Origin of the sequence: Poriferisphaera sp. WC338, from assembly GCF_050931845.1 — a bacterium.
Classification (GTDB): Bacteria; Planctomycetota; Phycisphaerae; order Phycisphaerales; family Phycisphaeraceae; genus Poriferisphaera.
Window position 1 is genome coordinate 1,095,478 of sequence record NZ_CP194516.1, and the last position, 22,719, is coordinate 1,118,196.

The 22,719-nt window shown below is 46.4% G+C and carries 13 protein-coding genes; 3 read left to right on the plus strand and 10 right to left on the minus strand.

Annotation, left to right across the window (positions count from 1 at the left end; all coding sequences use genetic code 11):
- Position 1: 1 nt before the first annotated feature.
- The 3 genes from ACQ6WK_RS04500 to ACQ6WK_RS04510 form a co-directional block, all read right to left on the minus strand.
- Positions 2-3,829: an efflux RND transporter permease subunit gene (locus tag ACQ6WK_RS04500; RefSeq protein WP_432799551.1), complete on the minus strand. Its 3,828-nt coding sequence runs from the start codon at positions 3,827-3,829 to the stop codon at positions 2-4.
- A complete protein-coding gene (locus tag ACQ6WK_RS04505; RefSeq protein WP_432799552.1) occupies positions 3,826-5,547 on the minus strand; it encodes an efflux RND transporter periplasmic adaptor subunit in 1,722 nt (573 codons plus the stop codon). The genes ACQ6WK_RS04500 and ACQ6WK_RS04505 overlap by 4 nt, the downstream gene beginning before the upstream one ends.
- Before the next feature lie 73 nt (positions 5,548-5,620).
- On the minus strand, positions 5,621-7,249 hold the full coding sequence (locus ACQ6WK_RS04510; RefSeq protein ID WP_432799553.1) for a TolC family protein: 1,629 nt from the start codon (positions 7,247-7,249) through the stop codon (positions 5,621-5,623).
- Positions 7,250-7,470: 221 nt separating this feature from the next.
- On the opposite strand from ACQ6WK_RS04510, the gene ACQ6WK_RS04515 reads away from it, so the two are divergent.
- Together ACQ6WK_RS04515 and ACQ6WK_RS04520 are read left to right on the plus strand one after the other, a co-directional pair.
- Complete coding sequence (locus ACQ6WK_RS04515) at positions 7,471-8,106, plus strand: sigma-70 family RNA polymerase sigma factor (RefSeq protein ID WP_432799554.1); 636 nt, start codon at positions 7,471-7,473, stop codon at positions 8,104-8,106.
- Positions 8,103-8,801: a hypothetical protein gene (locus tag ACQ6WK_RS04520; protein WP_432799555.1), complete on the plus strand. Its 699-nt coding sequence runs from the start codon at positions 8,103-8,105 to the stop codon at positions 8,799-8,801. The genes ACQ6WK_RS04515 and ACQ6WK_RS04520 overlap by 4 nt, the downstream gene beginning before the upstream one ends.
- A 17-nt stretch (positions 8,802-8,818) precedes the next feature.
- Here the strand turns inward: ACQ6WK_RS04520 and ACQ6WK_RS04525 are convergent, their stop codons facing one another.
- The 7 genes from ACQ6WK_RS04525 to ACQ6WK_RS04555 form a co-directional block, all read right to left on the minus strand.
- Positions 8,819-9,643, minus strand: a complete 825-nt coding sequence (locus ACQ6WK_RS04525; protein ID WP_432799556.1) for a carbohydrate ABC transporter permease — start codon at positions 9,641-9,643, stop codon at positions 8,819-8,821.
- Positions 9,640-10,512: a carbohydrate ABC transporter permease gene (locus tag ACQ6WK_RS04530; RefSeq protein ID WP_432799557.1), complete on the minus strand. Its 873-nt coding sequence runs from the start codon at positions 10,510-10,512 to the stop codon at positions 9,640-9,642. Before ACQ6WK_RS04530 ends, ACQ6WK_RS04525 begins: the two co-directional genes overlap by 4 nt.
- A 5-nt stretch (positions 10,513-10,517) precedes the next feature.
- Positions 10,518-11,789 (minus strand): extracellular solute-binding protein, encoded by a 1,272-nt coding sequence (locus tag ACQ6WK_RS04535; RefSeq protein WP_432799558.1) that lies wholly within the window; start codon positions 11,787-11,789, stop codon positions 10,518-10,520.
- A 323-nt stretch (positions 11,790-12,112) separates the two neighbouring features.
- Complete coding sequence (locus ACQ6WK_RS04540) at positions 12,113-15,244, minus strand: efflux RND transporter permease subunit (RefSeq protein WP_432799559.1); 3,132 nt, start codon at positions 15,242-15,244, stop codon at positions 12,113-12,115.
- A gap of 109 nt (positions 15,245-15,353) precedes the next feature.
- Positions 15,354-16,697: an efflux RND transporter periplasmic adaptor subunit gene (locus ACQ6WK_RS04545; RefSeq protein ID WP_432799560.1), complete on the minus strand. Its 1,344-nt coding sequence runs from the start codon at positions 16,695-16,697 to the stop codon at positions 15,354-15,356.
- 24 nt (positions 16,698-16,721) lie between these two features.
- Positions 16,722-18,098: a TolC family protein gene (locus ACQ6WK_RS04550; protein WP_432799561.1), complete on the minus strand. Its 1,377-nt coding sequence runs from the start codon at positions 18,096-18,098 to the stop codon at positions 16,722-16,724.
- Positions 18,099-18,949: 851 nt separating this feature from the next.
- Positions 18,950-20,518: a DUF5597 domain-containing protein gene (locus ACQ6WK_RS04555; RefSeq protein ID WP_432799562.1), complete on the minus strand. Its 1,569-nt coding sequence runs from the start codon at positions 20,516-20,518 to the stop codon at positions 18,950-18,952.
- 233 nt (positions 20,519-20,751) lie between these two features.
- On the opposite strand from ACQ6WK_RS04555, the gene ACQ6WK_RS04560 reads away from it, so the two are divergent.
- Entirely contained in the window at positions 20,752-22,641 is a 1,890-nt protein-coding gene (locus tag ACQ6WK_RS04560) for a hypothetical protein (protein WP_432799563.1), read from the plus strand.
- Positions 22,642-22,719 lie beyond the last annotated feature (78 nt).

The following is a 22,719-nucleotide window of genomic DNA, read 5'->3' on the forward strand; positions in this document are numbered from 1 at the left end:
GCTACGCGTGTTTGTATTCTTTGATCATACAGTAGAGAACGGGGACGACGAACATGGTCATGATTTCGATAAGCATACCGCCGACGCTTGGGATTGCCATTGGGATCATAATGTCGGCACCTCGCCCAGAGGCTGTAAGTACTGGCAGAAGCGCGAGGATGGTGGTTGCTGTAGTCATCAAGCAGGGGCGAACTCTGCGCATCCCAGCTTCAACAGTTAATTTTTGAACTTCAGTTTTTGTTGTTACTTTCTTATTCGCAAATTGTTGTTTGAGATAGGTGGCGACCACCACACCATCATCGGTTGCAATGCCGAAGAGTGCAAGAAATCCTACCCATACCGCAACACTGAGGTTGATTGGCCGTACTTGAAAAACATCACGAAGATTGTGCCCGAATAGATTAAAATCTAAGAACCAACTTTGGCCGTATAACCAGATGAGAATGAAGCCACCTGACCATGCGACAGCAATACCGCAAAATACAATCAAGGTGGTGGTTACTTCTTTGAATTGGAAATAGAGAATTATAAAGATGATGAAGAGTGAAACCGGCAAAACAATCTGTAATGTTTTACTTGCGCGGATTTGATTTTCATAGTTACCCGCGAATAGGAAATTAACACCGGCAGGTAAGATGAGTTCGTTATTACTAAGTTTTGTATCTAAGAATTTTTTTGCTTGTTCAACAACATCAACTTCAGCAAGGCCAAGCTTAGGTCCGAATGTTACGTAGCCGACAAGAAAGGTATCTTCGCTGCGGATCATCTGTGGTCCGCGGGCATAGTCGATATCTGCTAATTGAATGAGAGGGATTTGTTGGCCATCAGGTGTAGCAACGAGCACTTGGCCAAGGGTTTCAGGTGAATCTCGCAGTTCCCGGAGGTAGCGCACACGGACGCCGTAGCGTTCGCGCCCTTCGACGGTACGAGTGATAGTCACGCCACCGACCGCAACTTCAATCACGTTTTGTACATCGCTAATGGAGAGGCCATAGCGTTTAATGGCATCGCGATTGATATTGATTTCAAGATAAGGTTTGCCAACAACACGATCGGCATTGACAGTTGAAGCTTCAATTGCGGGTACTTCTCTGAGCAATGCTTCGAGTTCAAGCACCGTTTTTTCAATGGTGATAAGGTCAGGGCCACGTACCTTGATGCCCATTGGTGCCCGAAAGCCACTTTCGAGCATGATGCGGCGTGTTTCGATGGGTTGTAGTTTAGGTGCGCCGGTGACGCCTGGGATCGCGGTTGCTTTCTGGATTTCTCGCCAGATATCATCTGGGCTGCGAATTTCTTCACGCCATTGCCGGATACGTTCACCTTGGTCGTTGATGGTGAACTCATCCTTATAGTAAACGATACTTTCGAGCATAGAGATTGGTGCGGGGTCGAGGGGAGAATCAATGCGGCCAATCTTGCCGACAACCTGCTCGACTTCTGGAATACTTGCAGCGGCTGCGTCGACCTGCTTCATCATCTCGAGCGTTTGTCCGAGTGAAGCATGCGGCATGGTTGTGGGCATGAGAAGGAATGATCCTTCATCAAGGGCCGGCATAAACTCGCGCCCAAGCCCAGGAAAAGTTGTTATGCCCCATTGCCACGGACGGCTTGATTCTATCGCGGCGCGATTGCCGCCCGCGATATGTACACCGAAGGGTATAAAGCTAAAAATGGTTGAAAAACCTAGCCAAATGCAGAGTCCAACAACGACAATGGTTGCAGGCACACTGAGGAAAATCCATTTCATGCGAAGACATGCGCGAAGAAGCGTTGGATAGGCAAGGATGAATCCGTGAAATGCAGCGAGCAATCCACCGATCATAAGTGTGATGAAAAGAAAGTTTGGTATCCATCCGGCAGTAGGCCCAAAAGGTTTCCATAATAAACTAAGAAAAATGCCAATAACCACGGCAACGATGATGTTGAGGCATTTGATAAAGAATGTTCTTAGCTGCTCTGAATGAATTGCATTTTTCATTCGCTGAATAAGAGATTGGATTTTGCCAATGGTGCCTATTTGTTTGCGTTTTTTGGGGTACGGTTGCGGTGGAGACTTTTTTCTTTTTCGTATAAAAAGAAGCAGATGCGCGAGAGGGGGGATGACAGTGAGCGCGACAATGATTGAAGCGATCAAGGTAAAGGTTTTGGTGAATGCAAGCGGGCGAAACAGCTTCCCTTCTGAGCCGATCATGGTAAAGACGGGAATAAAGCTGACGATGGTCGTCATGACCGCGGTGAGGACTGCACTGCCGACTTCTGTCGATGCCGCATACACCACTTGCGCGCTTGAATGATTTTTGGTTGCTTCATTACGATGTTTGAGGATGTTTTCCGTAAGTACGATTCCCATGTCGACGACGGTACCAATCGCGATGGCGATGCCAGAGAGCGCGACGATATTCGCTTCAACATGGAAGAGTTTCATGGCTATGAAAGCCATGAGTACCGCGAGTGGTAGTGTGATGCTGATCATCAAACTGGCGCGGAGATGAAACACCATGATGATGACAACGATCATGGTAATCAGCACTTGTTGGATGAGCGCATCGTTGAGTGTTTGCAGAGTCTCGCCGATGAGTTTGCTTCGATCATAGAAGGGGACGATTGTAACAGTGCTACGGCCAAGCCATGCTGGCCATTCATTTGGTGAATGAGTATTGGTGAAGTTCAGCCATGCATCTTGATTGATTTGCAGGCCTTGCCCGAGATAGGCTTGAAATCCACGATTTATCGCAAAATCACGTACGATATTTGGATTGGTTTTTTCCCAATCAATAATAACTTTGCTGGGCAATCCGGGGGTCAGTTCCGCAATCTTGTTCTTGATGTCGTTGATTGCTTCAAGTGGATTTTCACCAAAGCGAGCAACAACAACGCCGCCCACAGCTTCCGCACCACCTTTGTCCAGTGCGCCTCGCCGTTCAGCGGGACCGATCGTGACGTTGGCAACTTCATTCAATGTGACTGGTACGTTGTTAACAGATTTAATGACGGCTTGTTCAAGATCCGTTTCACCTTGAATCCAGCCAACTCCTCGAACGAAATATTCGACGCGATTGACCTCAATCGTACGGGCTCCAACTTCGAGATTTGAATTTCGAACCGCACTGAATACATCTTCTAATGTAACGTCGTAAAGACGCATTGCATCTGGATCGACATCAATCTGATATTCACGTACATAGCCACCGATGGAAGCAACTTCTGCGACACCCTGTGCGGACATTAGTCCATATTTAACGTACCAATCCTGCAGGCTGCGTAGTTCTTCAAGATTCCATCCACCGGAAGGATTGCCGTTTTGATCTCGGCCTTCTAGGGTGTACCAGTAAACTTGTCCGAGCGCGGTCGCATCGGGACCGAGTCTGGGGTTGACATCATCGGGGAGTGTGCCGGTAGGCAAGCTACTAAGTTTTTCAAGGAGCCGACTACGTGACCAATAGTACTCGACGTTGTCATGAAAGATGACGTAGATTGTGGAGAAGCCAAAATACGAAAAGCTGCGAACGCTCTTCACGCCGGGTACGCCGAGTAATGAGACGGTTAACGGATAGGTGATCTGATCTTCAACATCTTGTGGGCTTCGACCCGCCCAGTCGGTGAATACAATCTGTTGGTTTTCACCGACATCAGGAATTGCATCGACAGCCACCGGATCTCGCGGCAATCCACCCAGATTCCAATCAAAAGGCGCAACCATCAAACCCCAGCCAACGATCAGAATGATCATCAAGAAAACAACGAGCTTTTGCTGAATGCAAAAACCAATCAATCGATTGAGCAGGCTTTCGTGCCTGAATTCCAGTTCATCATGAGGCGTATTCATTTTTGCTCGGCCTCAACTGATGATGTGTGTTTATTGACGATGGCGGCTGGGAAAGGAAATGATTCTGCGAAGTGATTGTCCATTTCATGTGAAGGTTGTGTGGCTGAGGGCTGGGTGGCGGGCATGGTACCAGGTGCGGGTTGTGTATTGGGATGATTGGAAGGTGTATGATTTGAAGGTTGAGTTGCAGGCATATGATTCATATGCGATGGAGGGGCGATGCCACCTTTAGGAGACATCATGCTTGGTTTTGCTTGAATTTGCAGGGCGCTGTCGATACTGAAATTACCTGAAGTGACGACAAGATCGTCTTCCTGCAAACCACTTTCAACGATGTATTGATCGCCGACACGTGGGCCGAGTGTAATTTCTCTGCCTTCGAATGTGGGAGTAGTACGGCCGGGCACTTTGATATAAACGACGGCTCGTGTTCCCGTCAGCAATACCGCTGATTTTGGAATCAATAGTGGCAACTCATCCTTGAATTCTTCAGCGCTCACATAGCCCAGTTCCTCGGCTTTGACCAATGGCATGCCACAAATACTGCATATACCAGGCGTATTCTTAACCTCTTCTGGATGCATTGGGCAAATATACTTTCCTGCCAATGCAGGTTCGATGACTCGTCCGCCGCCACCTGCAGTTGCCTTCACGATTGATTTAGCAAGCATACCTGGCTTGAGCATCTCGTCATGATTGATCACGTTCACGCGCACCTGTACCGTACGGCTTGCCTCGTTCAGTACCGGTGAGATAAAAGCAATCGTTCCTTCAAAGGTTTGTCCCGGATATGCCTTTACCGTGAACATCACTTTTTGACCGTAACGCAGCCAGATAAGATCAGATTCATACGCTTCAAGAATTAACCAAACGCGCGATAGATCAGCAATGGTATAGATACGCGTGCCTGTCTCTACATATGAACCTTGGTTTGCATTTTTGTTGACGACCACACCACTGCTCAATGCGTGTAATGTAACTCTTTCGTTGGCTTTGCCTGCTGTTTCAATATCCTTGATTTGTGTATCACTAAGGCCCCATAGCCGCAATTTCTCACGTGCAGCGGATAATAGTAATTGATTGGTTCGGCGTACCTGTAAGCTCGACGTTCTCGGCATGTCTTCTTGTGCACGCAGCGCTTGGATAAGCTCTTCCTGTGCGATAAAAACTTCGGGACTATAGATCTCGGCAAGATGATCACCTGCACGAACTGGTGTACCGGTGTAATCGACGAACAAACGGTCAAGTCGTCCGCCAAACCATGCGGTAATATAACTCAATCGCGTTTCGTCATAATCAATTTTCCCGACCAACATGATGTCTAAAATAGCTGGGCCTCGATATACCGGTGTAACTTCAATATCCAGTAGCGCAACTGCTTGTGGGCTGAGTGTTAATTCTCGGTTGTTGGCAGGTTGAGTTGCTGGCTGAGTTGCGGGTTGCGTCCCGGTTGGCATGGTGGCGGGAGCCATGGATTCATGATTGATCTCAGTTCCAGGTACTGGGATTAAGGCCATGCCACAGAGTGGGCATTTAGCATTGGGATCTTCAAGGCGTATTTGTGGATGCATCGAGCAGGTATACAGTTTTTGTGTAGCGGGAGATGGTGGCGAAATTTCGTTCTTCGGGGGATTTGTGTTTGAACGGATCGATATACCGATCACAATACCAATGATCAATATCGCCATAATAAGTATGAAAATGATCCAACGTCTCATACGTAACCTATCCAATCTTTTCCTCTTAAACACCACATATCATGTTTCATGTGAAGGCCAATCTACCGCACATCTATTGCATATCCGGTGATTGATCCATCTTTTCTTCATTCTCAAGTTCGATTTGTTTTGCTTTGCCCGGCCATTCCCCCGAGACTTCCTGCTCGATGAGTGTGTTGATGTCCCGTTGGCCGTTGTTGCCTTGACGGACACGCACATCACGTCCGATCGTCTCGCGCAGATCGGCAAAAGCTTGTTCCAGCTCAGTCAAGTTTTGATATTGGAGTAATTCAAATCGGAGCAATTGTTGCCAGTTGTCGATGAGCGTAAGGAAATCAAGCTCGCCGGTTTGATAACCACTGACGGAGGATTCGAGTGTTTGGCGTGCTTGCGGCAAGATCTGATCACGGAATAAAATCACTTCATCACGCTGCGCTTCGACATTCGCAATGGCATCAATCACTCTAAAAGCAACAACATTGTTTGCTTCTCGCAATGAAGCGAGCGATTCTTTAACACCGTAGAAGGCTTCATATTTTGCGCCTTGAATGCGCTCAAACCAGATTGGAATCGTAAAGCCCACAGTAAACCACCACTGATCATTACCATTAATATCAGCAACTGGACCGTTCGATCTTACAGGTGCATATGTAAAGCCGAATAGGAAGTCCGGGTAGTTCTCCAAGCGTGCCAGCTTGAGTGCTTCTCTATATTTGCCAACATTGGCACGAGCAGCTTGAATCTCTGGGCTGTAAATTTGAGCTTGTTTCAGGATCATCTCGAGATTGATATCAAAATCCTGCATCTCAACTGGTGGTGGGCTAGTGATACCCGCGGTTGGTACACGGTTCATCAATTGATTGAGCATGGCTGTAGATGAGCGTTTCTGTTCGATGAATCGCACGAGTTGCTCATTAAGCACACCAATCTCAACAGCGGCTCGCAATACATCCTGTATACTGGTTTGACCTGCCTTGACGCGTGCCTCTGCAATACGCTGAAACTGATCTAGAAGTTGATAGTTGGCTTGCGCGACTTCAATACCACGAACGGCATAGAACAACCGCCAATACGCACGGCGAACATCCGCAATAACTTGAAGTTGAACACGATCAAGATCCGCTGCCGCAATGGATGCATCCTGAAGTGCAATCTTTCCGCGAGCTTTCAACTTACCCGGAAATGGAACCTTCTGTTGAACATTTGCCAAGAACTCAACTTGGCCCGCTGCGGTTTGTGCAAGTTCACCAGCTTGAAATTGAGCGGTAGGAAAATCCAAGCTACTGACTTGTGGAGCAATGTTCTTCAATCGCTGTACACGATTACGTGCTGCAAGAATAGAAGGGTTCCTGTCGAGGGCAACCTGTACATACCATTCAACACCACGATCAATTTCTGTACTAGGTTGGTTTGGCGTGATAAGTAGGCCTTTGGTGATATCGATCATTTCGTCTGAGGCGGGGGGATCATCGAGCCGTTTTGTGAGCTTGAGTTTGGTACGTTTTGTAATCGCAGCTTCTAACTCACCATCCCATTGGCTGTACTTCCCCCAATCACCACTCATCGCGGCATAGGTTTCCGCATCCCAATCCTGAAAGGGTTCAGCGGCGCAACCAGATAAACAAAGTAGCAACAAAATCATCCCGCACCGCACGACAGTGGACATAAATGTCATAGGTATGCACGGTTTGAGATTAAGCATGGTTTCTCCGCTGTCAAAAAGATCTCTATTATCATGAACGTGGCAAACATGACCTGAGGTTCAATCCTTAGACGTGATACATGAAAAATGTCATAATGTGTTATAGGACGAGTATGTATCTATAGATTGACTATGCTTATCAAATCGGCTTTTTTGAGATTTCGCACGAAAAGTGGAACCAAAACGGCCATGCTCTGCGTTCAGTATGAGTGGATGATGACGTGAAAGAACAGAAATGGGGTATGTCGCCTCAGCAGCCTAGTTTTCAGGACGAACTCCGTCCACACCTGCCGATGTTGCTTCGGGTAGCAAGCTATCTAGCGCGCAACCCGCATGCGGCTGAGGATTTGGTGCAGGAAACCGCCATGCGTGCCTATAAATCGTATCACACGTTTGATCCTGGAACTCGTTTGCATGCATGGCTGCTTACAATTTTGCGTCGAACGCATATCGATCTTTATCGAAGAGATCGTAAGCATAAGAAGGTTTTTTCACTAGATGCAGAGGAGGCTTGGGAGGAGCCTGTCGCTTCAGAAGCTGGCGACTTTTTTATGCAAGGCGATTCACCGCAGACAATCATGGAGCGGTTTGCGGATCAGGTTGTGATTGATGCACTCAAAGCTATACCCGAAGCCATACGGCTGACATTATTACTGGTTGATGTCGAGCAGATCGATCATGCAGATGCAGCAGTCATTTTAGAAGTACCTGTGGGAACGGTGAAATCTCGAGCGCATCGTGGGCGAGCTATGCTTCGGCAATTACTGTATGAGCATGCGATCAAGATGAATATGATTGAGTTATCAGAGATTCAAGATGTCCGTTCAGCATCACGCAAGCGAGAGGTGAAATCATGAACATGCATGAAAATGATTCAACTCGAAGAGATCAACTTGATCAGGCGACATCAGGCCGTTTGGCTGCGCTGCGAGCACATTCAGCTGAAGAGAGCCAATTGCTCGATATAGAAAAGCGGATTGCAGATGCATTGCCAATCACAGGGCCATCCTTTACACAGAAGTTTTCATGGCCGCATCGGTTTGCGGCTGCCGCCTCAGTTGTTTTGGCTATTGGTTTGCTAGCCTTGATCTTTATTTTGTCTGCGAATAATACCGCACATGCCAGTATCACAAATCTTGCTACATTGCATATTGATCTTCTTCAAACTGAGGCGGTTGCAGATATAGCTCATCTTAACCAAACGTTACAGCGGCAGATTGAGAAAAATCTTGCTGATAGAACATCGCCGTTACTGGTAGAGTCGTGTTGTTTGCAGAATAAGAATGCTCGTTTGCTTGCAGCGGTATCGTATCAAGCCGCAGGTTTGTCGAGGGAGCATGTGAGTGTAGTGGTTGCTGAGGGCGAAGATTTTGCGGTGCCGATGGGCGAGACGATCCTTCAAGGCGATCGAGCACTTTATATCCATGATATGCCGCACCTCAGTGTTGGGCTGAATATGGTGATGGCTCAGTCAGGTGATCGTTGGTTGTGTGTGATGGGGCAAGGAGATCGTGATCGTCTGATCGAGATTGCAAGTCAGATCGTTTTTTAATGCGGCAAAGGTTTTGTTTAGTCTTTCATACCGCTGATCGAGAAGCCCTCAATGATGTGGCGGTGGAAGATTAGGAAGACAATTACGGTTGGTAGTGTACAGATCACGCAAGCGGCAAGTGTCAGGCCGTACTCCGTTGAGTAGCTTGTTTGAAATTGTGCAATGCCGACCGGCAGTGTGAGTTTATGAAGTGATTCTAAGAAAATCAGTGGCCCCATAAAATCATTCCAACTGCCAACAAATGTAAAGATGCCAAGTGTGACAAGTGCTGAACGGATGTTGGGAAGGATGACATGCCAGTAAATACGAAGCTTACTGCAACCATCAAGTGCCGCCGCTTCTTCCAATGATACTGGGATGCTCAACATAAACTGTCGCAAGAGGAAGACGCCGAATGCCGCCGCACCCGCCGGGACGATCATCGCAAGTGGTGAATCGATCCAGCCAAGAGAATTGAGTAGCAGGTAAACTGGCACGAGCAAGACCTGCCCGGGCACCATCATCGTTGCGACAATAATAGAAAAGATCAGTTTTGATCCTTTGGGTTTGAGGCGTGCCAAGGTGTAGGCTGCCAGTGAATCGACCGTCAAAACCAAGAACGTGACACTCCCCGCGATCAGAATACTATTTAGCAACCAACGAAAGATGGGGATTTCTTCGGGGCTGCCCAACACATGATTAAAATGCTCTGTGGTGAATTTCTTCGGCAATACTGAAGTAAACTGAAGGATTTCAGCGTCCGGCTTGAACGCGGTGATGAAGATCAACACAATCGGTGCTATAAAGAGAAAGACCGCGAAGATCACGAACAATTCAACAAGCCAAAGGCGTTTGGTTTTCATGCGTCTTTTTCCCCCATGATTCGGAAGCCAGCGAAAGAGATGATGCCGATGATGACAAACAGCAGCCAACTCATCGCCGCACCATAGCCCAAGCGATATCTGGAGAACGCAGTTTCGTAGATATACTGCACCAGCACACGTGTGGATAGTTCAGGTCCGCCTGAGGTGATCATGTATGTTTGGCCAAAGACTTGGAATGCGCCAATCAATGACATCACGACCACAAAAAGCATCACCGGCCGAAGTAGCGGCAAAGTCAAATGAATGAATGCTTTATATCCCGTGGCGCCGTCTAGTGATCCAGCTTCGTAATAGTTGTTCGGAATCTGCTTCATGCCTGCAAACAGAATGATCATCGGCCCGCCAATCGTCCACCATAGTGTCATGAGAACAATCGAAGGCATCGCCCACGTGGTGCTATTGATCCACGGCACTTTGATGCCCAAAGGTTCAAGCAACGCATTGAACAGGCCGAACTCACTGTTGTAAAACCATCGCCAAAGGATTCCGCCGACACTGATGGTAATCAGCGTTGGTAAGAAGATTGCCGCGCGGTACCACTGAGCACGGACGTCTGGAATTTTCGTAAGAAACGTGGCAAGCAGCAATGCAAACACCACTGTCAAAGGAACAGTCAAAACCACAAACATCAAAGTCGCAAAGAGCGCTTTCCAAAAATAGCGATCAGATAAAGCTTCGGCGAAATTATCAAAACCTATCCAGCCCGGCGGATTGGGTGAAAGCATTTCATATCGCATGAAACTTAATCCCAAGCCATAGATCAATGGTCCTACAAGAAATGCACCAAACAGGATCAGGTACGGAGACATGAAGGCGTAATCGCAAATCATCTGTTTCAACTTACTCATGCGCTTTACGTCCACCCATTCTGAAGGTATCGTTCAACAATAGAAGCTAAGTTGTGATCCGCGAGCCCCATCGCCTCCGCAGGATCTTTGCCGCTTCTCAAAATACGTTCTAATGCCACATCAAATTCACTGAGCATTTCAAAGGTATATGGCACACTTGGGAAGAGTGCGATGCTCGGAATAGAACGGATGAATCCTTGTAATTGCGAATTCTGTTTGATTGATTCATGCTGACGAATTGATGCACGTACTGGTAGCATGCCAGAAACCGCGCGTGATGCGCTTTCGTCTGATAGATACCGTATGAATCGTACTGCCTGAGCGAGACGATCACCTTCCAGATCATTTCTCAAGCAAACTACATGAGCATTAGCCCAAGCTGCATGTTGATGTCCGACCCGTGGAATTGGTTGAATCCCAAAATTAAGATTAGATTGGCGTTTAGCATCCTCAAGCATGTAACTGCCTTCCCATGCAACGCCAACACGCCCTTGTCTAAAACCAATCCATGAATCAAAATTAGCGGGCGAGGGTGCAATACCTTCATCGATCAGGCGTGTACACCAACCCATCGCCTTAAGGTTGGCATCAGATGCAAATGTTGGTTGGTGAGATTTTATATCAACCAGATCGCCGCCGTATTGACGGATGATGCTGTAGGCTGCGGTACGTAACCAATTAAAGACAAAGGCCCAGCGTTTTGATCCAGCTTTATCACGTATATGAAGCATCGCTTCCATAAAGCCTTCTGGGTCTTCCGGCACGGTATCGGCACCGATTTCTGAAAGCATATTGCGATTATAGAACATCCCAATTGGATGAACATCAAGTGGAAGCCCAAAGGTTTCCCCCTTGATACGTACTTCAGCCATCACATCCTTATCGAGATCGTCTGCGGGTAGATTACCATTTGCAAGAACATCATCGATCGGCTTTAGGAATCCTGCCGCTTGAAACCGAACCATCGCATCTGCGTGAATCACAAAAATATCTGGGGCACGTCCGCCAAGTCCCGCTACAAAAAGTTTACTGTAATAGGTTCCCCAATCCATTCGCTGCATCAACACATCAGGTCCTGTGTGCGATTCATTAAACTTACGGACCAACGAAAGTATGTTTCGGCCATCAGGGCCAGTGAAGCCATTCCAAAAGCGAAGGGGAGTCGAGCGAAATGGTTTTTGTGAGCACCCAGGCAAACCGCAAACAGCAGCAGCCCCAAACATGCTCGCTAATCCTGCGAGCAACGCTTGCCGTCTTGTGATTTCTTCAATACTCAAAACACACTTTCAATCAGTTAGAGAGGGTAAATACATTCAGCGAGATCGCAAGATGCGATAAGGAGTCATGCATTCTGTTAATTTCATGTTTTCAGGATAAGGAATATGGCAAGATCCGCCATAGCCGATAGCCAAAAATCCCTGACGGAAATCCCATTAACGCGTCGGAAAGGTCGTTTTTCTAGTAGGAGATTGCATTCTGTGTGAATACGGTTTTGTGATTTTGGATATATATTTTACATAAAAGATCAATCAAAAGCCCGCTGAAAACCCAAAGTAACTCTGAGTTTGCAGCGGGCAGGTTTGATCTGCATTGCCTTCATTTATGAGGTGATATTGGCGGGTAGCGGTTTCACTTCGTCAGTACTGAGATTGCGTGGTGAGAACCATTTATATAGTGATGGAATAACCAGCAATGTCAGGAAAGTCGAGGTTACTAAGCCCGCAATCACGACAGTCGCAAGTGGCCGCTGTACCTCGCTACCTGTACCCGTTGCAATCAGCAGCGGGATCAATCCTAACGCAGTGGTGATGGCAGTCATCAACACTGCACGAACACGCATCGACGCGCCTTTGATGGAGGCTTCGTTTACGTCTACGCCTTGTTCGCGGAGCTGATTGAGATATGTCACAAGGACCATACCATTTTCAAGTGCGATTCCAAAGAGCGCAATGAACCCGACCGAAGCAGGGACCGAAAGGTTTTGTCCCGTGAGGTATAAACCGACAACACCGCCGACCAGGGCAAGCGGGATATTCAGCAAAATAAGTAGCGCATTGCGGAGTAAGCCAAAGGATGAGAACAACATGATTGCAATAATCAGCAGTGTGACCGGGATCACAATCCGAAGGCGTTTGTTAGCTTCCTGTTGCAATCTGAACTGTCCACCCCATGTTGTAAAGTAGCCAATAGGCAATTCAATTTCAGAATCAATCATGCTTTGGGCTTCTTCAACGAATCCAACTATGTCGCGTTCCACCACATTACATTGAATCGTGATGAATCGTTGGTTGTTCTCACGTTTGATTTGTCGCGGTCCGACGATGCGCGTGATACTTGCCAGATCGCTAAGTGGGATACGTATGCCATCAGGCGTAGTAATGAGTGTGCTACTGATTTGCTGTGGCGTTGAACGTGCATCAGCCTGATACCGTACGTAGATATCATAGCGACGTACACCTTCGAAGACTTGCCCCGCAGTGATGCCACCAACTGCTGCATTGATCGTTCGTTGCACATCTTCGATGTTCAAACCATAACGCGCAACTGCTTCTCGGTCGGGTCGGATGAGTAGCTGAGGGGTGCCTGAAACTTGATCGACTTGTATGTCTACTGCGCCCGAAACATTGCTAACCACAGCAGCAATCTCATCGGCTTTATCCTTAAGTTGATCGAGATCATCACCGAAGAGTTTGATCGCGAGTTCCGCCCGTACACCTTCAAGCAATTCATCAACCGTCATCTCGATCGGCTGCGTTAAAGCTGCACGAATACCCGGGAGATTGTCGACTTTTTCGCGGATGAGCGATTCGATCCGCTCTTGATCGCCCGGAACATCCCACTCTGATTTATCCTTGAGCACTACAAACATTTCCGAAGAATTGATCGGGTCGGCATGTGCGCCGACTTCACCTCGTCCAACACGTGAGGTGACCTCAATAACTTCCGGCACTTCAAGAACCAACTTCTCAGCAATCATCGCGTTACGTTTGCTCTCTGCGATCGAGATCGATGGTGCCATGGTTAGGCGAACTACAATCGTGCCTTCCTTCAGCTTAGGCGTGAACTCGGAACCCAGTTGCGGGAAAACAACAGTGCCGATGGCGAGAAAACCAACAGCGATGAGAACCGCAGCCCATCTTTGCGCCACAAAAAAGCGGAGAATGGGTAAGTACGGAATAAGAATTAGGCGAACAACAAACGGCTCACTGTTTTGCTTAGCGCCTTCCTTACTCGGCTTGAATTTCATTAGCAACGCGCTAAATACAGGGGCAAGAACAATCGCAAAGATCAATGACCCCAGCATGGCCAGTGACACCGCATAGGCGAGCGGCCGAAATGTCTTTCCTTCCACGCCTTGCAACGTGAGCAGTGGCAGGAACACAATGATGATAATCAAGATGGCAAACACAATAGGTCGGCCTACTTCAGTGCAAGCGTCAATCACAAGCTTTAATTTTGAATCGCCCGGTTTGCCACATCTGAACACCCGATCAACATTCTCGACAATCACAATCGTTCCATCGACCATCATGCCGATTGCAATAGCAAGGCCGCCCAGTGACATGAGATTCGCGGATAAGCCATAATAGTACATAGCAATGAAAGCAAAGAAAACTGAGAACGGAATTGAGATTGCGACCACAACTGAGGCACGGAATCCGCCCATGAAGATGAGTAGAACCAGTGCAACGAGAACCACGCCAGTGATTAGTGCTTCAGTTACAGTCTTTACCGATGCCGCAACAATATCCTTTTGTTGATAGTAAGGTTTGATCACAATGCCATCCGGCAGATTGCGATTGATCTTAGTGATCTGGTTTTCAACCGCCTCAATGACCGAAGAAGCATTCGTGCCATAAAGTTTGACAACCATGCCCGCAACGACTTCTGATTCACCGTTGAGTGTTTGTAATCCGCGGCGAAGCGCGCCTGATTCTTCAACCATCGCCACATCACGAATATAAACCGCTGTCCCATCAATGGTCTTCACGACCATGTTCCGAAGATCTTCCACGCTGCTAGCCAGACCAACAGAACGAACGATTAACTCTTCACTATTTTGCTCAATATACTGAGCACCGACATTAAGATTATTTGATTCGATGCGCCCAATCACATCGTTAAGTGTGAGATCATATCTCAGGAGCGCATCAGGATTGACATTAATCTGAAACTGTTTCTCGTAGCCGCCGATACCCAGAACTTCGGTCACACCAGAGACAGTTTGCAAATTCCGTTTGATGATCCAGTCTTGTATAGATCGCAATTCTTCAAGCGAGTATTGTCCGGTTGTATCATGAAGATAATAAAACAGTACCAGCCCCATGCCAGTTGAGATAGGTCCCATTTCTGGCTCGCCGAAACCTTCTGGAATTTGTTCACGCGCTTCGGATAGGCGTTCGCCGACAAGTCTTCTTGTAAAGTAGATATCCATGCCGTCTTCAAAATAGATGTTGACGACGGATAAACCAAAGTTAGAGATAGAACGGATTTTTTCAACACCCGGGAGCCCGTTCATCGCTGCTTCAACCGGGTAAGTCACATACATCTCGATTTCTTCGGGCGCAAGTCCTTCAGTGACCGTGAAGACTTGTACCAGGTTCGGCGATACATCTGGAAACGCATCCACAGGTAATTTGGTATAGCTCCAGTACCCCGTAATAATCAGCAAGAGACACATGACGACCATCAACATCCGATGATGCAGTGCAAAAGCGATTAATTTTTCCATGTCAGAATCCTTATCTAGCGCGACGCGGTTTTGCAGATCTCATGATGAGGTCTGACGTTGTAGCGCAAAAGCTGCTAACGCAGCATGATTGATTGGTTTGCAACAGACTTTAATGGTTATGTCCATCACCGAAGTCGCCTTTTTGCATCTGCGCTTTCAAAGTGAATGTGCCTGAAGTAACGTAGGTTTGACCTTCTTCAAGGCCAGTTAATATTTCTACATGCGTTTGGTTTTGCTTCCCAAGCTGAACATGGGCGGGTTCAAATCCTATTATGGTTTTCACAAAAACAACCGCTTCATCACCGATTTGTTGTACTGCGGATAATGGCACAATGAGCTTGCCTTTTGTTGTGGCTTCATGGATATAAGCCGTCACAAAAAGGCCGGGACGCCAATAATTTTGCTTATTGTTCAAGATGACACGTGCTTTGGCTGTTCGTGTTGCTTCGTCAATGGCGGGACTGATGAATGCAATGGTTCCGCTTGCTGAAGGGATATCATGGCCGAATTCAATATCGACTGGCATCCCTTTATGTAGTCGCGGTAGATCCTTTTGATAAATCACAAGATCTGCCCAAACACTATCGGTGTTTGCGACAATAAATGGCGCTTCTGCTGCATCCGGACCAAACACTTCGCCCCGTGTCATTGTGCGTTGTATCACCACGCCATCAATCGGGGAACGCAATGCATATTGCGTCAGCTCACCGTCATCAAGCATGCTGGTTTTAAGGATTTGCTTATGTGTGTACCCAAAAGCATGAAGCTGTTGATCCGCTAACTGCAATTCGATTTCAGCTTCTCGTACGGCCTGTTTTTTTACCATCAACGTCCGTGCAGCCATAAGCTTTTGCTCGAACAATGATTCATCGCGCCGAAGCGTTTCCTGTTGAAGATCAAAACGAGCTTTGGAAGCAAGATATTGGCTACGCGCCTCGGCAAGCTCACGGCTTTGTAGTACCGCCAAGGTTTGGCCGGCTTTTACCTTATCACCCACGCTCACCGCTACCGATTGCGCAATACCCGGGACGACAGGATGGATTTCAGCGAGAAAGTCTTGATTGAATACAATTTCCCCGGGTAAACGAATGATCTGGGACAACTCACCAAAGCGAGCCTGTTTGGTTGAAATACCAAATGAGATCAGTTGCTGACCATCAAGTGTAATACCTTCATCTTCGTGATCATCGTTATGTCCAGCATGTGGATCAACTTGCGATTTATCTATTAGCCCTGTGTTTTCTGCAGAGGCCTTATTGGCATGGTTGTGCTCTGCATGTGGGTCAATTTGTGCCGATGTGGGTTTTTCAGCAAGATCATCCTCAGCGTGATTGTGCCCCGCGTGTGGATCTACAGCTTGTGCCATCAATACTTGTGAAAAACAAAGTACGGTGAAACATAGTAGCATGGCGACGCTATTTTTATATTGATTTTTTACGATAATAGTTTTCATGATTTTATATCCAACATTCTTGTTTTATTCGTTTGTAATGGAACGAAGTGATTGCCCAATGAGTCCTTCAATCTGTGCGACCGTGCGGTGGTAAGATCCGAGGACTTCGAGATATTCAATCTGAGATTCAACAAGTGCTTGTCGCGCATCAAGTACATCTAAATACCGCAAGTTTCCTTGTTCAAAACCTACTTTGGTTGCGTTGTAAGCTTCTTGCGCTGGTGGGATCACTTTGTTCTTCAAGCTCAATACAACGTGATGGGTTTGAGAGAGTTGCTGATAGGCTCGACCAAGTTCAACTGAGACTAAAACCTCAGCCGCAGACTGCGCTTCCAAAGATTTCGCTCGATTGAACCTTGCTTCCCATATATTGCCTTGATTGCGATCAAATATTGCTAATGGTAATGAGAGCCCAAGGACAAATGCGCTGTCATTTTCATCATTAAAATAACGAAGCCCGGCAGTTGCCGTAATATCTGGTGTCGCATTAGCTTTTTCAAGCCTGATGGCGGCATCCTGCTGAGCGATCTCCACAGTTTGTTTTGCGATACGTGGATTCTGATTGATCAGTGCGACAAGTTCACTGATTTCGGGTAGCGGATACAATTCCTCAAGCGTTCCGTCAGCAACATCGAATACAGCATTGGGTTCGCCCCAATAACCTGCAAGCTGTATACGTTCGGAAGCTAGTTGATAGGTTGCTCGCTCCAGTTCAACACTTGCCCGTGCGAGTGGAACTTGAGCGCGTATAGCTTCAACAGCAGGAATATCGCCGGCTTCGGCTCGCCGATTAACGAGGTCAAAAACTTGTTGCGAGAGTTCTTGTGATTCCTTGAGAAGCTCAAAACGGCTTTGCGCAAGGAGCACATCAACAAATTGCTGCCGAACATTCGTGAGCAGTGCAATCCGCTGTATTTCATATTCCCATGCAGCAACCTGTGATTGTAAATTAGCATGACGAACCGCTTTCTTTAGCTTACCAGCCGTCAGGAAGGTTTGAGAAAATGCTGCGGTGACTTCAAGCGAATCGATATTCTCATAACTGCCAGAGCCGCCGATATTCTCCGCTTCAATTGAGATTTCAGGATTCGGCCACAATGACGTTTGTAACGTACGTGCTTCAGAAGCACGGATTTCATAGGCATAGATCGCGAGTTGTGGATTATTCAGTAACGCTGCGGACATGGCATCCTTCAGCTTTAACTTCGATCTTGGTGGCGCGAACTGTTCTCTTTGCTCAACAAACTTATTTCGAGATTGATTAATAGTAGGTGGTTTGAATGTTGTGAGATCACGTCCAAGTGGTCGTGGATCAGACCATGAATCGGTTATGGGCGAAGTTGTACAGCCGCTGATGAGAATTGTACTCAGTAGGCTGATCAGATAGCACCTTTGGCGCATCTTAAGCTCCTGTCATTTATATGTTTTTTGTTTATGGATTAACTGTTGCGTATAAATGTGGCAACGAAACAGTAAGTCTACAGGCGAATAGAAAGGATCAGATAAGCCTGTACATGATAAGTGCGGATCAAATAAGAAAGACTGTGCTTGTTACAAGCTTTAGTGACGTGAAGGATTCGGGCGGGGGGATAAACCCAAATCGGCAACGATTGATACGTGGTGTGGCTGTATCAGCCGTATAGATAATAGATGCTGTTTGAAGTGGTATCGTAACATAGAGAGATGCTGTGGAATTGGCGCTTGCTTGATAAACCATGTTCCATTCAAGCGGGGCGTCGCTACATACAGGTTCATTAATGTCATGGAATATACTATCTGCGTGGTGGCCATGGTTTAGATGCGACGATTCAGTATCTACGCAATGCTTTTCGCTATGGGCTGTTTCAATTGCTTGGTGCCCTAGGGCATTCATGCAGACGACAACACCACCGCATGCAACAAGCTGTGTGCCGATGAATGACATGACAACAAGAAGGTAGATCACAGATTGGGCAACGGTGCGTTTCATATTGACCTTACTGGGCGCCACTCAGTAGATGATGCAAGCGCAACCTTAGTAGTGGCCACGATTATGAAGGAATGATGATCTTTGTGCAAGTAGATACTGGGTTGATATGGCCGCCGATCTATCAAAAGTCAGGAATGAAGCAATGGAAATGGCTTTGAGCACAATATGGGACAACTAAGTCCTGATTTAAGTTTGGTGTGCTCAGGGTGCATCATCAAAAGAGAGCGAGTATACACAAAAGGCTATGAAGATTACTATTAAGCACGTATCTGATATGCCTCAATCATTCAGAAGTGTATAACTGAAATCGTAGTAATTTAAGTTCTGATCCGAAAATCAAACGCGTGCCATGCTCCGTTTCATCACCATTCAGCCAGCGAAGTGGAGTCCATATCCCATCAATAAACTGGCCTTCGCATAACTCGACAATTTCGGTTGAGTTTTTTGAATTATTGGAGAGCTTAAATTCAATCTGTATGCCTATTCCCATCGCAATAAACTCATGATTGCCAAGTGAAATTAACATAACAGCATTGTTTGTATGTTCCGCGTGTATCTTATTCGAAGGTACAATTGCGAACTGAATTTCATCAAGTACGGTTGAATCGTTCGTTTCGCTTGCTGTTTCCCAAAGAGCTCCTGTTACTCCACTCGCTTGTGCTTCGTGTAATACTGGGCCCATACTAGAAATTGTTCGATATGCGTGTGATAGCGGATGCGTTGCATCGGTGATGTCTTCTATACCGAACGGTGCAAACCCAAGAGCGCGGTGGTGACCTAAGGCGAACATAACGCGGCTAGCTGCGGTTTTATCACACCGTGCCTCAGGTATAAAAAGAGGATTCCCTTCTATTGCATAGTCAGAACAAACTTCCTTGAAATGTGGGTCGTAGATATCCGGTGCTATGAGATCAATGCTTGGAGCACCAGCTTTCCATATGTCTAAAACCTTTGCAACAGGTCCGCCGCTTGGATATTCACCCGGTTTATAGCCTGGCCCTGACTGGATCCATGCGTTTGCAAACATGGGTAAGTTATATACCTTTCGTCCAGCTTTAGCGATTTGGTCGAGGAATCTAGCTACGTGCCATGCCATAAAAACCTCATCGGCCATCTTACCGAATAAATTTTGCCAATCACCTTGCTGTTTGCAACCATTATTTTTCCATGCTTGTAGAAGTTCTGTATTCGCGGTGTTACATGGAAAAGTTGCTAACGATTCTATGAGTTGATCAGGTACCACTTGTCTGAATGCTTCTTCCGCCAGTGGAGATCGATCGCGAGTCGTATTGAGAATGCCTGCTTCGTTCTCGACTTGAACCATGATCACAGTGTGGTGGTTGACATCGACATCGTGGATGTGCTGCATCATCGCGGTAAAAGCTCGTGAGTCATATTCCAGAGCATTCTTTGAGAATGGGCTAATCGCGCCTGTGATCATGCCTTCTTCTGTTTGGGCACGTGGAAACTGTTTATGATCTGTTTTAACCCATTTGGGGGTGTATGATGAAGACGCATTCTTATACGTTCCAAACCAAAGTGGGATTAGGCGAATGTTATGCCTTCTTGCCTCACGAATCATCTTGTCAATTAATGTGAAATCATATGTACCTTCTGTAGGCTCAAATTTTTCCCACATGACAGGAGCCAATACTGTATTTAACTCTAATGTTGCGACGTGAGCGAAGGTTTTTTCAATATCATGTTCAGTTGAGACCGCTGAATTATGCAACTCTCCACCTAAAATTATGAATGGTGATCCTTGGACGATTAACTGTGCATAATCATCGCTCGTTTTTAGATATGGAATTTCTAAAGACACTTCAGGTGCAAGATTATCCATTCTACTCATTGTTTCCCATCCTTTGAAATGAATTTATTTTTCGTATCACCGTGAGCTGTGCAGTGAATGCATACGGATATCTATTAATGTCGTGCCTATAGCATCACACGACATTGAATTCAATATTTTTAGATTTTCTTACATCTAGATTGCGATTTAGATCCAGATAGATGTCGCATGTCGAGAGGTATCTATTTGAGGACGTACAGTGTGGGCGGAGTAAATTATTTGCAATTGTAGTTATGGGAGATTCTAAAGTGATTAAAAATATGATACTGATGTTGATATGTGTTTCTTTGATTTGTTTTCATGCCCAATCTACGTTTGCCAAGGATATTGGGTTGAATCAATCAGCATCGATGGTTAACAAGCCGGCAGGGATACCACTATTTACCTGTGATCAGGCTATGTATGGTTGGACCGAGTATAACTCGGCATATGAGATTAATCATAGTGATGGTGTTGAAGTTCAGGCGAGGATTGTTCGTGATTCCGGAAATGCCATGATGAAAATTGCATACAAAGGTCTGGCTGATTCGAGTCAGTATGTCCGCTTAGACATTTCTGTTCGAGGGAAGCTTGATGATGATTTACTTTTACCAACTGAAGTTACAGATGTGGTAAAGGGAATATGTTTTGCAGCAAAAACACATCGCAGTGAGACAATTCTTGTTCAGGCTATAGACTTAGAAGGCCAAGTGATTAAGGAAAAGCAGATCGAGGTTATTTCTGGTATTGCGGACATATACCAAATGGATTTTATATGTAAGAGGTTAAAGAAGCTACGATTTCAAATCGAAGGCGGGTATGGAACTGAGTCCGGAGAGATTCTGATTGATGATGTTGTTTTCAATGATGGTAGTGCACGCCCATTCGCGCTTCCGTCCGATGATCAAGAGATGCTTGAATGGGTAAAGAAAACAAGTCTCGGATATTTCATAAGAGAATACCGGTCGCCGAGGCCGAATCATGGTGTTGTTTTGGAGATGAGTCGGGATCATGATCGTGTTTCGCTTTCAGGTATGGGTTATGCTTTTGCTGCTTATATTATGGCTGAGAATGACGGTGTGATCGGAGACGATATTGCTCGCAATCGTATCCTTAGCATGCTGCGTTGGCTTGACGATTTAAACTGTTTTGATGGTAGTGGTGGGTGGCACGGCTTCCCGTTCCATTACTTTTATCCCGATGGACGCGCAAAATGGCCAGATGTTAGCACTATAGATTGGGCGATTTGTGCCGCTGGAATACGTGTCGTCAGGCAACATTACATTGAGGATGATGAGATCGTTGAATTGGCGACAAGGCTCCTTGAAAGGGCGGATTGGAGCAAAGCTATTGACGTAGATGGTAAGGTTGCCATGGGGTTTAATGGGAAAACAGGCGAGATGAATCCGTATCGTTGGGGGCTAGCATTTTCTGAAGAAACGGATTTGGTGTATCTAGAAGCGTTTGCTTCAAATGAATTTGGATCTAATTTTTTCGATACGATTGTACGTAAAGAAAAGAAAGGATTTTTTCCAAGTTGGTTTGGATCTGGATTCACATATAACTGGCTTCAGTTATGGACTGGGCCCATTGAGCCATTTGCCAGCAATAGTAGAAAAGCTTTTACACGAGATGCCATTTCCGCGGAAGAAGCATTTGGCGTGCCTCTTATGGGGTTAACTGCTTGTGCAACTGTGCATAAATTTCGCGGAGATGGTTTTATTGACTGGGGCAATTACATTGGACACCAGGGGTCGGATGTTCATGGAACAGGTTTTTCTTCTGAAGTTATACGTATTTCGCCTGCCCCATACGGTGCTGCACTTGCATTACCATTCACTCGAGGAAGAGCAATTCGTGCACTTCGCCGATTTGCGGATCTTGGCTATGTACATCCTATTCTTGGTTTTCCTGATACTGTCCGGATGGCGGACATTCCTGAAGGTTTTGGACCAGCACCCAATTGGGAGCAGGTAGACATCAACATTGGGCCGATGGCGATGGCGATTGAACAGATTGGTGCGAATACCATTGGCCGTTTATACATGCAAGATTCAGAGATTGTGGCTGCATTAGATCTGCTAATAGCATCATTCAGAAAACATACAAGTAGCCTTCAAACACCAAATTCCGACGAGAATTAGCCTTGCATCGTCCGCCAGACACGGTGAAACTGTGGTATGTAGTATAAGTACAACACGACGCATCACATATTTGGTTAA

What these genes read in the sequence shown, in the direction of transcription:
- ACQ6WK_RS04520 (WP_432799555.1), top strand. Translation starts at nt 8,103, where the DNA reads ATGAACATGCATGAAAATGATTCAACTCGAAGAGATCAACTTGATCAG.
- ACQ6WK_RS04545 (WP_432799560.1), bottom strand. Translation starts at nt 16,697, where the DNA reads ATGAAAACTATTATCGTAAAAAATCAATATAAAAATAGCGTCGCCATG.
- ACQ6WK_RS04555 (WP_432799562.1), bottom strand. Translation starts at nt 20,518, where the DNA reads ATGAGTAGAATGGATAATCTTGCACCTGAAGTGTCTTTAGAAATTCCA.
- ACQ6WK_RS04525 (WP_432799556.1), bottom strand. Translation starts at nt 9,643, where the DNA reads ATGAAAACCAAACGCCTTTGGCTTGTTGAATTGTTCGTGATCTTCGCG.
- ACQ6WK_RS04560 (WP_432799563.1), top strand. Translation starts at nt 20,752, where the DNA reads ATGGGAGATTCTAAAGTGATTAAAAATATGATACTGATGTTGATATGT.
- ACQ6WK_RS04510 (WP_432799553.1), bottom strand. Translation starts at nt 7,249, where the DNA reads ATGCTTAATCTCAAACCGTGCATACCTATGACATTTATGTCCACTGTC.
- ACQ6WK_RS04500 (WP_432799551.1), bottom strand. Translation starts at nt 3,829, where the DNA reads ATGAATACGCCTCATGATGAACTGGAATTCAGGCACGAAAGCCTGCTC.
- ACQ6WK_RS04505 (WP_432799552.1), bottom strand. Translation starts at nt 5,547, where the DNA reads ATGAGACGTTGGATCATTTTCATACTTATTATGGCGATATTGATCATT.
- ACQ6WK_RS04530 (WP_432799557.1), bottom strand. Translation starts at nt 10,512, where the DNA reads ATGAGTAAGTTGAAACAGATGATTTGCGATTACGCCTTCATGTCTCCG.
- ACQ6WK_RS04540 (WP_432799559.1), bottom strand. Translation starts at nt 15,244, where the DNA reads ATGGAAAAATTAATCGCTTTTGCACTGCATCATCGGATGTTGATGGTC.
- ACQ6WK_RS04550 (WP_432799561.1), bottom strand. Translation starts at nt 18,098, where the DNA reads ATGCGCCAAAGGTGCTATCTGATCAGCCTACTGAGTACAATTCTCATC.